Genomic DNA, 12,147 nt, shown 5'->3' with positions numbered 1-12,147 from the left:
AGCACGCTAACCCGACGACGGCAGCTCGGGGCGAGGCTCTGTTCGGCGCAACCAGGCCGCGGGACGGCCGACGAGCCATTCGAGCGGACCCGGACGGCCCCACGCGGTGACGAGCGCGCCGATCGTCATCACGACGAGCACATGGAAGACGTACGTGTCGGGCGTCTCCGGCGGCCAGACGGCATCGGTCTTCATCACCACGTGCAGCGTGTAGAGGGTGAGGGTCATCGTGCCGGCGCCGAACAGCACCGCCATCGCGGCGCGCCACCGGTCCGGCACCCGCAGCGCGATCATCTGGCAGGCGCCGATGACGAACATCGAGGTGCCGATCGTCTGCGCCAGATCGAACGGCGTGGACGAGTGGGGCGCGACGACCAGCAGCCACTGCCAGCCACCGTCGACCGGCGTCTGCCCGTAGAGGCCGTGGCTCATCGCGGTCAGCGCCCCGTCGATGTCCAGCTCCGGATAGGTACGCAGCAGCACCTCGGCCACCGACGGCAGCCGGGTCAACCTCCCCGACAGCCAGGTGGCCGAGACGGAGATGATCACGCCGCCGGTCCAGAGCATCGAGACCACGAGCCGGTTGCGCAGGTCGATGCGGCCGATCGCCATCCCGATCAGCACGTAGGCCAGCCACGGGACGGCCGGGTAGTAGCCGGTGAAGAGCAGCTCGGCGAGCAGCCGGCCCGGCTCCAGCAGCTGGGACGGCTCCGGGCTGGAGAACTCCCGCGGAGGCAACATCGGCCGGATGACCTGCGACAACAGCGGACCGATGACGACCCAGAGCACACCGAGCAGCCACAGCCACCGCGCCCGCAGCCCGAGGAACGGGATGGCGAGCAGGAACAGCACCCCGTAGTAGGTCAGGATGATCGCGATGTTGGTGCCGAGCGACCCGAGCACCAGCCCGAGCGCGGCGATCAGCACGGCCCGCGCGACCAGCCCCAGCGACCGGGACGCGAGCACCTGACCCCGCACCGGCTCCTGACGTCCGGTCATCAGCGCCAGGCTGACCCCGGCGAGCACCGCGAAGAGCGCCGCGGACCGGCCACCGGCGACAGCCTGGATCCTGGTCAGCTCCCCGGAGGCGTCGACCGGGTCGAGAACGTGCGTCGCCATCATCCCCAGCAACGCCAGGCACCGCGCCACGTCGACACCGACGAGACGCGTCGAGAGTCGATCGGAGAGCCGATCCGTCAGCACTGACATCGCCCCCAGAGTAGAGATATCTCACGTAGGCCGCGGCTTCACCCACCCACTGCACCTGCTTTACCGTGAGAACGATGTCCGTCGATGCCTCCCTGACCCGCCCGTGGGTCGGGCACGATGCCGGCAGCAGCGGCTACCGCCGGATCCTGATCGGCCTCTTCGCCGCCGGGATCGCGACCTTCGGGCAGATGTACTCCACCCAGGGCATCCTCCCCACCGTCGCGCACGCGCTCGAGGTCAACGAGGCCTCGGCCGCGCTCACCGTCTCCACCGCGACCCTCGGCCTCGCGGTCAGCGTCCTCGGCTGGTCGTGGGTCGCCGACCGCATCGGCCGGGCGCCGGCGATGAAGATCGCGCTCTCGATCTCGCTCGTCCTCGGCCTGCTCACCCCGCTCGCCCCCGGCTTCACCACGCTCCTCGTCCTGCGCAGCCTCGAAGGCCTCGCCCTCGGCGGCGTACCCGCCCTCGCGGTCGCCTACCTGGCCGAGGAGATCCACGTACGCCACGTCAGCCTCGCGGCGGCCATCTACATCTCCGGCACCACGGTCGGCGGCCTCCTCGGCCGGGTGATCACCGGGCCGTTCGCCGACCTCGGCGGCTGGCGCCTGGGCGTCACCGCCGGCGGCGTCCTCTCGGCGATCGCCGCGATCGTCGCCATCACCCTGATCCCGCGTGCCCAGGGCTGGGTCCGCCCGGTCGGCAGGCCGACCACGTCCGTACGCGAGGGGGTGCTCGCCAACCTCCGCGACCCGGGCATGCTCGTCCTCTACGGGCAGGCAGCACTGCTGATGGGCGGGTTCGTGGCGACGTACAACTATCTGGGTTTCCGTCTCGAGCGCGAGCCCTTCGGGCTGCCGGTGGCGATCTCGAGCCAGATCTTCTTCGCCTATCTCGGCGGCACCGTCTCCTCGTCGGTCGCGGGCCGGATGGCCGCCACCCACGGGCGGCGAAAGGTCATGTTGACCTGCGTCGTCATCACGATCGTCGGCGTCGTGATGACCTTCCCCGACAACCTCGCGATGGTCCTGACCGGCCTGTTCGTCCTCACCACCGGCTTCTTCGGCGCCCACGGCGTCGCTTCGGGCTGGGTCGGCGCCCGCGCGCAGGTCGGAAAGGCCCAGGCCAGCGCCCTCTACAACCTCTTCTACTACGGCGGCTCCAGCCTCTTCGGCTGGCTGCTCGGCTATGCGTACGTCGTCGGCTGGTGGGGCGTCGCCACCGCCGTCCTCCTCCTCGCCCTGACCTCGCTCACTTGGTCCTGGCTCGCCGCCCACGACTGACGGGTGGCTGACCGGCGAGGTCAGGCCTCGAAGTGCTTGCGCGCGAACTCGAGCGACTCGCGGAGGGCGGAGACGCGCTCGGCGCGGGAGTGGGCGCGTCGGGTGCTGATCTCGAGGACGATCTCGCCGTCGAACCCCGTGGCAGCCAGATGGCGCAGGAAGCGGTCGGCGCCCATGTGGCCCCGCCCGGGCACGAGATGCTCGTCCTTCGCCGAGCCGGTGCCGTCGGTGAGGTGGATGTGCCGCAGCCGCGACCCGAGCCGCTTCGCCATCTCGATCACGTCGTCGCCGGCGATCGCGGCGTGGGAGAGATCGATGGTGGTGTTGGCGTAATCCTCGGTCGAGGGGTCCCAGTGGGGCAGGTACATCTGCGTGGCGCGCTTGGCCGCCCGCCACGGGTACATGTTCTCCACCGCGAACCGCAGCCCGGTCGAGCGCTCCAGCGTGGCGATCCCGTCCACGAACCCGGCCGCGTACTCGCGCTGCCAGCGGAACGGCGGATGTACGACCACCACTCCCGCACCGACCTCGACGGCCATCTCGGCCGACCGCTCGAGCTTGCCCCAGGGCTCGAAGCCCCAGACCTGCTGGGTGAACAGCAGGGTCGGCGCGTGGATCGCGACGATGGGTAGGCCGTGGTGCTCGGCGAGCTGCTTGACCGCATGGGTCTGCTGCGACAGCGCGTCGATGCCGACCATCACCTCGACCCCGTCGTATCCCACCTCGGCCGCATAGGCGAAGCCGTGGGCGGTCGACTCGGGATAGGTAGAGGACGTCGACAGCGAGATCATCGCGGGGCCTCCTACTCGGACGTTCCAAGGTTGGAGCTGCCGATGAAGGACAGGTGGTCGAGGCGGTCGAGGATCAGGCCCTCGCGCAGCGCCCAGGGGCAGATCTCGAAAGCAGGCAGGTCGAAGATGTCGAGGCACGCCTCGGCGACCAGCGCACCGGGCACGATCTGATGGGCCCGTGACGGGCTGACCCCGGGCAGCTCGGAGAGCTCCTCGAGCGACATCTCCAGCAGCTTCGGGATCCAGTCGCGCAACTCGGCCAACGGCAGCTGGCGGCGCACGCGCAGCCCCTCACCGCTCGGCGCCGCACCGCAGATGCGTGCCAGCGAGCGGAACGTCTTCGAGGTCGCCACCGCCATGTCCGGCCGGCCGTCGCGCAGTATCTTGCCCGCGTCCTCGGCGATCGAGGCGCGGATCGTCCGGCGCAGCTCCCGTGTCTCCTCCTCCGTCGGGCGGTCACCGAAATAGCTGCGCGCGAGCCGGCCGGCACCCAGCGGCAGCGACCAGGCGACGTACGGCTGCTCGTCCAGCCCGGCCGCGATCTCCAGCGAACCACCGCCGATGTCGAAGACGGCGAGGCGTCCGGCGGACCAGCCGAACCAGCGGCGTACGGCCAAGAAGGTCAGCCGCGCCTCGTCGTCGCCGGGAAGGACCTCGATCTCGACCCCGGTCTCGGCATGTACGCGGTCGAGCACCTGCTGCGAGTTGCCGGCATCGCGCACCGCCGAGGTCGCGAACGCCAGCATCTCCGAGACGCCCTTCTCCTCCCCCACCGCCACCGACTCACGGGTGAAGGCGGTCAGCGCCTCGATCCCAGCCTCGGTCACATCGCCGGCCTCGTCGAGGTGCTCAGCCAGCCGCAAGGGTTGCTTGAACGAGTACGCCGGTAGCGGGGCCGCCCCGCCGTGGGCGTCGACCACGAGCAGGTGTCCCGTGTTCGATCCGATGTCGAGTACGCCCAGACGCATGGGTCTACGCTACTTCGCCGCGCACAGGCGGTGTTCCAAAGGTTGCTCTCCGACCGAAATCAGCGGTCGGCGGTGGCCGCCGCACGCTCACGGCTCGGAGCCGCAGCGGGCACAGCCTGCTCCCCGATCCGGGCGTTGACCAGCCCGGCGAGCACAACCACGAGAGCGGCGGCGGCCGGCAGCGCCAGGGCCGCCTCGGTGCCCCAGCGTTCGGCGACGCCGCCGGTGACGGCGGAGGCGAGGGACTGGCCGAGGATCACCGCGGAGCCGAGCATGGTCATCACGGTGGCCGACCGGCCGACCGGGCTGCGGCGGGCACCGAGTCCGTACTGGGTGACCAGCGTCGGCCCGATCCCGAGACCGATGACGAGCAGCGCGACGACCATCCCGGTCACCGAGGACACCCCGGGCAGCGCGAGGGCGCCGGCCAGCATCAGCCCGCCGAAGACCAGCCAGCGCGCGGCCGAGGTGAAGCCGACCGGGAAGACGGCGACACCCAGCGCCAGCGCGGCCGAGCCGACGCCCATCGCGGCGTAGACCAGGCCGGCCTCCTCCGGGCGCCCGTGGTCGGCCATGAACGCGGTCAGCGAGGTGAGCATCGAGCCGAAGAAGAGCCCGACACCGAGGATGCCGACCACGATGACGACCAGGCGCGGACGAGCGAGCTCACGCACGGAGCCGGCAGCCGGCGTACGGCCGGAAGAGGCCTGTGCGGTCGCGGCGCTCGGGTGAAGGGCGAAGGCGGAGACGAAGATCAGGGTGAGCACCGCGGCGGCGACGACCGGCGCCCAGGGGTCGATCGTCACGGCGAGCACGCCCGCGACGACGGGACCGACGATGAAGACGATCTCGTCGGCCGCCGACTCGTAGGCCATGGTCGAGTTGATCACCCGCACGCGACGTCCCGGGACGATGCACGCGGAGATGATCGCCATCAGCCGCGACCGCGACAGCGGTGCGATCTGCGGTGCGGTCGCACCAACCAGGAAGGCCACCGCCAGCACGGCCGCGTCGGGCAGCGGGCTGTAGACGACCCAGGCCATCGCGGCCAGCATCGCGCTGCTCGCGGCGCCGACCACCAGCAGCACGCGCCGCTGGCCGAACCGGTCGACCGCGGCGCCGAGGAGCGGGCCGCACGTCGCGGCTCCGATCCCCACCATCGCGGAGTTCAGACCACCGAGCGCCAGCGAGTCGCGGCCGGCGACGACCAGCGTCAGCACACCGACGACCATCATCGCGTACGGCATCCGCGCGACCAGCGCGAGTGGGAAGTACGTCCCTCCGACGGCGCGCACCAGACTCTGCTCGCCCTGCACTGACATCTCTTTCGAACCTCCCGCTGCGAACCGCGGCTCTGTGCCGCCTTGGTCCGCCGGCGGGGCCAGCGCGAGGTGATACACACAATGGATACGGAGCGGTGGCTCCGTACCCACAAGAATACGCCGCCCACCCCGGCCACCCGGAATCGCCGAGGTGGGCGCCGGTCAGGGCTCGAGATCGACCATCCCGGTGCCGCTGAGGATGTCCAACGGCACCGACACCTGGTCGTGGGCGATCCTCCAGGTGCCGTCGATCTTGCGTAGACCGTAGGTGACCCGCACCCACATGCCGGCCGTGGCGACCCCGGTCTTCATCGTCCCGCTGAGCCGACCGAAGGCGTACCCGAACGCGACGTCGCCGCCGATGCTGAGCGTCAGGTCCCGCAGCTCGTAGTCAACGGTCTCGAAGACCTCGAAGACCCGCGTCCAGTTGGCGAGCTTCGCCTCGATCCCGACGTGCTGGAGCGGCGGTTCGACGTCGAAGGAGACGACATCGGCTGCGTACGGCTCTCGCAGGGTGTCGAGGTCCTTGGCCCGCAGGCCTTCGACGACCTTCTCGATCTGCAGCCGGATCGCGGCCTCCTCGTGCGCACTCATGACCGACCTGCCTCGGCCCCGACCAGGCTGCCCTCGCGCAGCGGCGCGAGCGCGGTGCTCCACGAGACGACCTGATCCAGCATGGTGGCCAGCGCGGCCGCGTGCCGCTCCCCGGGCACGAAGGTGGTGTGGTTCTCGAAGTCGGTGAACAACGAGAGCTCCACCGGCCGGCTCACGTCGGCCATGCCCAGCGCCCCACAGACCGTACGCAGCTGTGCGACCGCCCGAGCGCCGCCGCTGACTCCGTAGGAGACGAAGCCGACCGCCTTGTCCGTCCACTCCGCACAGGCGTGGTCGATGGCGTTCTTCAAGACCCCGGGCATACCGCCGTTGTACTCCGGCGTCACGATCACGAATCCGTCGAACGGTGCGATCCGCGCGGCCCAGTCGCGGGTGTGCTGGTTGGCCGACGGCCCGAACATCGGCGGCACGGGCTCCTCCAGATGCGGGAGCGGGTGATCGAGCAGATCGATCAGCTCGAAGGTCGCGTCCTCGCGGCGCGACGCCAGGTCATGGACCCACCGGGCGACCTGTGGGCCGTTGCGGTTGGGGCGGGTGCTGCCGAGGATGATGCCGACGCTGATCATTTCCGGACTCCTTGTGTTTCGTGGTGGCTGTGCTGCCCCTCCGACGAAGGAGACGTACGGAATGTCAGGCGGTCTCACAGATCGGGTCGCTGTTTCGTCGGATCGGTTGTAGACCTGCAGACGAAGGAGCCGCCATGACCGACCCGCAACTCGCCGAGGTGATCAGCGAGCGCCGCCAGCTGATCAACCTCGCCTACCGCCTGCTCGGCTCGCTCGCCGAGGCCGAGGACGTGGCGCAGGAGACCTACACCCGCTGGTACGCCCTGTCCGAGCAGCAACGGGAGGCGATCGCCTCGCCCGGCGCCTGGATGACGACGGTCGCCAGCCGGATCTGCCTGGATCTGCTCGGCTCCGCGCGGGCCCGGCGGGAGCGCTATGTGGGCGACTGGATCCCGGAGCCGGTGCCCGGTGGCTGGCTCGACGGCACCGGATCTGCGCCGGCCGACCCCGCCGACCGGGTCACCCTCGACGAGTCGATCAGCATGGCCTTCCTGGTGGTGCTGGACTCGATGACCCCCGCCGAGCGGGTCTCGTTCGTCCTGCACGACATCTTCCGCTACACGTTCGCCGAGATCGCCGACGTCGTCGGCCGCACCCCGGCGGCATGCCGCCAGCTCGCCTCCAGCGCACGCCGCCGCATCGACACCTCACGGGACCCGTCCACCACCGAGCGCGCCGACCTGGTCCAGGGCTTCAAGCAGGCCTGGGAGACGCGCGACATCGAGGCCCTCGTCGGGCTCCTCGACCCCGAGGCGGTCGCCACCGCCGACGGCGGCGGCCTGGCCCTGGCCTTCCTCGAACCGATCAGCGGCGCCGAGCAGATCGCCGGCGCCTGGATGGAGATCGCCGCCCGCGGCCCGGCCGTGACTCTGCGCGAGTGCACGGTCAACGGCCAGCCCGGCCTGGTCGGAGAGCTGGACGGCGCCACCGTCTCCGTCTACGCCTTCGACGTCGCCGACGGCCGCATCACCCGCATCTGGGCCGTCCGGAACCCCGAGAAGCTGCGTCCGTGGAGCGCTCGGTGAACCGTCGGACGTCGATCGACCGCGTAGGCTTGGCAGGTGCCTGAGGTACCCCTGGATTTCCCGCGTGCGTGGGTGGAGTTCGTGAACCCCGACGACCCGGACGAGCGGATGCGCTGCGACCTGACCTGGTTGACGTCGGCGTACTCCTGCATCTTCGGCAACGGCTGCCCGGGGATGTTCAAGAGCTCGCCGGACGTGGGGTGCTGCACGCTGGGGGCGCACTTCGCGGACGAGGACGACGAGTCCCGGACGGCTGAGTTCGTCCGGAAGTTGACCCCGGATCTGTGGGAGCAGCACCCGGGGCGCGAGGTGAAGAGCGACGACTGGGTCGAGCTCGACGACGAAGGTGAGCGAAAGACCCGCGTAACGGATTTTCGTGGGCAGGAGTCGTGCGTCCTGGCCAACCGGCCGGACTTCGCCGGCGGATCGGGGTGCGCGCTTCACATCCTGGCCGCGGCCGAGGGCCGGGAGCACTTCGAGACGAAGCCGGACGTGTGCTGGCAGCTGCCGATCCGGCGTACGTTCCGCGATGTCGAGCTGACCGACGGGACGACCTACACCGAGGTGACGATCACCGAGTACGACCGGCGCGGCTGGGGTCCGGGCGGCCACGACCTGGACTGGTACTGCTCCGGCAACACCGAGGCACACGTCGCCGTCGAGCCCGTCTACCTCACCAACCAGGCCGAGCTGACCGAGCTGATGGGCAAGGCGGCGTACGCCGAGCTCGTCCGTCACTGCGAGGCGCACGTCCGGTCGAGGTCCGCGCTGGCGCTCCATCCCGCCAGCCCGCGCTGAGCGGTGCTGAACCCCCGGGTGTATCTCGACATCAAGAGATAGTGACCCTGGATTGGTCTCTCTCTCAGCGAGAGTTCAGAATCGTTACATGCGCCTGGACCATGTTTCGTACGCTGCAGGACCCGATGGCTTGGTACAGACCGCCAAGCAGCTCGGTGAGCTGCTCGGCCAGGAGTTCGTCGACGGCGGCGTCCACCCCCGCTTCGGCACCCGCAACTACATCCTCCCGATGCGCGGCGGCCTCTACCTCGAGGTCGTCGAGGCACTCGAGCACCCGGCCAGCGACAAGGCCCCGTTCGGGCAGGCCGTCAAGGCCCGCTCCGCTCTCGGTGGCGGTTGGATCGGCTTCGTGATCGGCGTCGACGACATGACCCCGATCGAGGAGCGGCTCGGCCGCAAGGCGGTTCCCGGCAACCGTCACCTCCCCGACGGCCGTGAGCTCCACTGGCAGCAGATCGGCATCAACGGCCTGATCGCCGACCCGCAGCTGCCTTACTTCATCAAGTGGGAGACCCCCGACCTCCACCCCGGCAACGCCGGTTCCGACATCACCCTCACGTGCCTGGAGATCTCCGGCGACCCCGAGCGGGTCAAGGACTATCTCGGCGACGAGCTGAAGGAACGTGTCGATCCCTGGACCGGCAAGCCCGCCGAGAACGTCCACATCGACTGGGTCGCCGAGCACGGCACCCCCGGTCTCCTGGCCGCGCAGTTCGTCACGCCCCGCGGCGAGGTCCGGATCTGAGCAGGCTCGACCTGCCGGGGGCGACGGGAGCGATCCCGTCCCCCAACATCTGGAACCACACCGCGACGTACGAGATCGAGAACCGTGCGCTCGACCCGCACGGCCGGCTCTGGGCCGCGATGGCCGAGACCGCGCCGTGGGCCGGACGCGACGTCCTCGACCTGGGCTGCGGCACTGGGTTCTACCTGCCGAAGTTCGCCGAGGCCGCCCGCACCGTCACCGGCATCGAGCCCCATCCGGACCTCGTGACGTTGGCCCGGCGGCGTACGAAACGACTCGCGAACGTAAGCGTCCACAACGGCATCGCCCAGCGGCTCCCGCTGCCGCCGGCGTCGGTCGACGTCATGCACGCCCGCTGGTCCTACTTCTTCGGCCCGGGCTCGGAGCCGGGGCTCGGCGAGCTCGACCGGGTGATGCGCCGCGGTGGCGTGGCGATGGTGATCGACAACGACGGCTCCCGGTCGAGCTTCGGCGCGTGGTTCCGCCGCGGCTACCCGAAGGTTCCGCCGCCCGAGGAGCAGGAGCGGTTCTGGTCCATGCACGGCTGGACGCGCCTCCCCGTCGACATGGACTGGTCCTTCGGCTCGCGCGCGGACCTGGAGGCGGTCGTACGCATCGAGTTCGACGCCGCCACCGCGGCCGCGATCCTGGAAGAACACCAGGGGACGTATGTCGACTACGCGGTGAACCTCTGGTGGAAGCGTTTCTGAATCACCGCACGCGGCCGTGGAAAAAGCGTGACCATTGAGACTCCCCCCAAGGAAAGGAGTTTCACCATGCACCAATTCCCACGTCTCGGGCGTCGGCTCGGCACGGTCATCGGCACCCTCCTTCTCACGGTCGCGGCCTCCCTCGCCGCGGTCAGCGTCACGGCCACGCCGGCTCACGCCGACGCCTGCTACACCTGGAGCGGCACCCTGCAGCAGGGGTCGTCCGGCAACGCGGTCACCCAGCTGCAGATCCGGGTCGCCGGATGGGCGGCCTCCGGCACGATCTTCTCCATCGACGGGTCCTACGGCCCGGCGACGACGACCGCGGTCCGCAACTTCCAGGCCGCCTACGGGCTCTCCGCCGACGGCGTCGCCGGGTCCAACACGTTCAACAAGATCTACGCACTCCAAGACGACGACTGCACCCCGGTCCACTTCTCCTGGAGCGAGGTCGACGACGTCTGCTACGGAGGCTGGCCGACGCCGATCTCCGGAGTGACGATCACGCAGGTCAAGGCCAACCTGATGCAGGCGATGTGGCGCGCCGAGGCGATCCGGCACCGGCTCGGCGACAACCCGCTGCGGGTCACCTCGGCCTACCGCTCGAAGGCGTGCAACGACGCCGTCGGCGGCGCCTCCAACAGCAACCACCTCTACGGCCGGGCCATGGATCTCGTGCCCGGCAGCAGCGCGACGACCATGTGCGGCATCGCGCGTGCCTCACGCCAGTCGTTCCCGCAGGTGCTCGGGCCGGGCTACCCCGACCACAGCGACCACATCCACCTCGGCATCCAGTCGAGCGTCTTCCACAGCGCCTCGCAGTGCTTCTGACCCGTCGAGTCGGCTCAAGCTGAGCGAAACCCCCGCCGAGTCGGCTCGTTATGACGAGCCGACTCGGCGTGTGGGTTGTGGTTCAGCTTCGTCAGGGCGAGGTCGGTCGTCACCGTGTCGAGGCCGGCGCCGTGGAGAGCAGGCGATTCTGGGCACCGCCCTTCCGATCGCGCGGCGTGGCATCGTTGAGCTGTGCAGCTCGAACTCCGCATCTCCGCGCCGCGGCCAGGCGCGCCCTTCCGTGGCAGCCGTGCCCGCCCCGCGATCCGGGTGGGGCGGTGAGCGCGCATCCTCGCCTCTCCGCCGAGGGAGGGCTCGCGATCGCCGGCCTGGACGCGGAGGCCGAGGCGGTCTATGGCGTGGTCCTCGCCGCCGGAGCCGTCGAGGGCGACCAGGTCGCACACACCCTGGGAATCAGCCTGGACGAGGCCACGCGCACTCTGGGCGAGCTCCGCGCCGCCGGGCTCATCAACCGGTCGGCGGGTGACGGTCGGTTCGCCGCCGTCGACCCGCGGGTCTCGTTGCGCGCGGTCGCGGAGCGCGCGGAGGACGGCCTCACCCGGCTCCGCGCCGCGATCCCGCTGCTGGCCGAGGTCTACGAGAATCGTGGAGGGGTGGAGCGCCCAGGCTCGAGCGTCGGCGTGCTGGTGGGGGCCGACGCCGTGGGCGCGGCGTACAACAGGCTGGAGCACCAAGCGGTCGAAGAGTTCATGGCGTTCGACCGGCCGCCGTACGTGCTCGCGCCGCTCAACCCGCTCGAGCCCGTGGTCATCGCGCGCGGCGTACGCTGGCGGGCCGTCTACGCCTCGGCTGCGCTGGATCGGCCAGGCGCGTGGGACGAGGTGCGCCGCGCCGTCGAGGCAGGCGAGCAGGCGCGACTCACGAGCGAGCTGCCGGTCAAGCTCGCGATCGCCGACCGGCGAGCGGCGCTGGTGTCGACGCGCCTCGACGGCCTGCGGCCCGAGGCGATCCTCACCGATTCCCAACCGCTCGTCGCGCTGTTGTGCGAGGTGTTCGAGGCGCATTGGGAGCAGGCCGCCGACGTGCCGCGCGACGAGCCCGTGCAGCGCGGCCCGGTTCCGGTCGAGCGGCGGGGCCCGACGGCGGAGGAGCGAGCGCTGCTCGCGTTCTTCGCTTCCGGAGCGAAGGACGAGGTGATCGCCCGCGAGCTGCACGTCTCGACCCGGACGGTGCGCCGGCGCAGCCAGCTGCTCCTGCGGCGGCTCGGAGCCGCGAACCGGTTCCAGGCCGGGGTACAGGCATCCCGGCGAGGCTGGGTCTGACCGC

The 12,147-nt window shown here is 70.5% G+C and carries 13 protein-coding genes; 7 read left to right on the top strand and 6 right to left on the bottom strand.

The window, feature by feature from the left end; genetic code table 11:
* Positions 1 to 6 precede the first annotated feature (6 nt).
* Positions 7 to 1,209 carry a heparan-alpha-glucosaminide N-acetyltransferase domain-containing protein gene (locus ACFX43_RS13245; RefSeq protein ID WP_378822088.1) on the bottom strand — a complete coding sequence of 401 codons (1,203 nt, stop codon included), beginning with the start codon at positions 1,207 to 1,209 and terminating at the stop codon, positions 7 to 9.
* A gap of 74 nt (positions 1,210 to 1,283) precedes the next feature.
* Between ACFX43_RS13245 and ACFX43_RS13240 the strand changes: the two genes are divergently transcribed.
* Positions 1,284 to 2,489, top strand: coding sequence for an MFS transporter (locus tag ACFX43_RS13240; protein ID WP_378822087.1), 1,206 nt, complete (start codon positions 1,284 to 1,286; stop codon positions 2,487 to 2,489).
* Positions 2,490 to 2,509: 20 nt separating this feature from the next.
* On the opposite strand, the gene ACFX43_RS13235 is transcribed toward ACFX43_RS13240, so the two are convergent.
* The 5 genes from ACFX43_RS13235 to ACFX43_RS13215 form a co-directional block, all read right to left on the bottom strand.
* Positions 2,510 to 3,280, bottom strand: a complete 771-nt coding sequence (locus ACFX43_RS13235) for a sugar phosphate isomerase/epimerase family protein (protein WP_378822086.1) — start codon at positions 3,278 to 3,280, stop codon at positions 2,510 to 2,512.
* A gap of 11 nt (positions 3,281 to 3,291) precedes the next feature.
* A complete protein-coding gene (locus ACFX43_RS13230) occupies positions 3,292 to 4,248 on the bottom strand; it encodes a Ppx/GppA family phosphatase (RefSeq protein ID WP_378822085.1) in 957 nt (318 codons plus the stop codon).
* Positions 4,249 to 4,307: 59 nt separating this feature from the next.
* Positions 4,308 to 5,570, bottom strand: a complete 1,263-nt coding sequence (locus ACFX43_RS13225) for an MFS transporter (protein ID WP_378822084.1) — start codon at positions 5,568 to 5,570, stop codon at positions 4,308 to 4,310.
* Positions 5,571 to 5,732: 162 nt separating this feature from the next.
* The gene (locus ACFX43_RS13220; protein WP_378822083.1) at positions 5,733 to 6,164 is read right to left on the bottom strand and encodes a YybH family protein; all 432 of its coding nucleotides are present in this window, start codon (positions 6,162 to 6,164) and stop codon (positions 5,733 to 5,735) included.
* Positions 6,161 to 6,751 (bottom strand): NADPH-dependent FMN reductase, encoded by a 591-nt coding sequence (locus tag ACFX43_RS13215; protein WP_378822082.1) that lies wholly within the window; start codon positions 6,749 to 6,751, stop codon positions 6,161 to 6,163. Before ACFX43_RS13215 ends, ACFX43_RS13220 begins: the two co-directional genes overlap by 4 nt.
* Positions 6,752 to 6,885: 134 nt before the next feature.
* Here ACFX43_RS13215 and sigJ point away from each other — a divergent pair, with 134 nt between their 5' ends.
* The 6 genes from sigJ (at position 6,886) to ACFX43_RS13185 (ending at position 12,143) form a co-directional block, all read left to right on the top strand.
* On the top strand, positions 6,886 to 7,776 hold the full coding sequence (sigJ, locus tag ACFX43_RS13210; RefSeq protein WP_378822081.1) for an RNA polymerase sigma factor SigJ: 891 nt from the start codon (positions 6,886 to 6,888) through the stop codon (positions 7,774 to 7,776).
* A gap of 36 nt (positions 7,777 to 7,812) precedes the next feature.
* The gene (locus ACFX43_RS13205; protein WP_378822080.1) at positions 7,813 to 8,574 is read left to right on the top strand and encodes a hypothetical protein; all 762 of its coding nucleotides are present in this window, start codon (positions 7,813 to 7,815) and stop codon (positions 8,572 to 8,574) included.
* A gap of 88 nt (positions 8,575 to 8,662) precedes the next feature.
* Positions 8,663 to 9,319: a VOC family protein gene (locus ACFX43_RS13200; RefSeq protein WP_160026421.1), complete on the top strand. Its 657-nt coding sequence runs from the start codon at positions 8,663 to 8,665 to the stop codon at positions 9,317 to 9,319.
* 119 nt (positions 9,320 to 9,438) lie between these two features.
* Complete coding sequence (locus tag ACFX43_RS13195; RefSeq protein ID WP_378822079.1) at positions 9,439 to 10,029, top strand: class I SAM-dependent methyltransferase; 591 nt, start codon at positions 9,439 to 9,441, stop codon at positions 10,027 to 10,029.
* Between the two features lie 66 nt (positions 10,030 to 10,095).
* Positions 10,096 to 10,860, top strand: a complete 765-nt coding sequence (locus ACFX43_RS13190; protein WP_378822078.1) for a D-Ala-D-Ala carboxypeptidase family metallohydrolase — start codon at positions 10,096 to 10,098, stop codon at positions 10,858 to 10,860.
* A 278-nt stretch (positions 10,861 to 11,138) separates the two neighbouring features.
* Positions 11,139 to 12,143, top strand: a complete 1,005-nt coding sequence (locus tag ACFX43_RS13185) for a LuxR C-terminal-related transcriptional regulator (protein ID WP_378822077.1) — start codon at positions 11,139 to 11,141, stop codon at positions 12,141 to 12,143.
* Positions 12,144 to 12,147: the final 4 nt, after the last annotated feature.

Origin of the sequence: Nocardioides sp. YIM B13467 (assembly GCF_042788075.1) — a bacterium.
GTDB lineage: Bacteria > Actinomycetota > Actinomycetes > Propionibacteriales > Nocardioidaceae > Nocardioides.
This window is presented reverse-complemented; position numbering and strand designations above follow the sequence as displayed.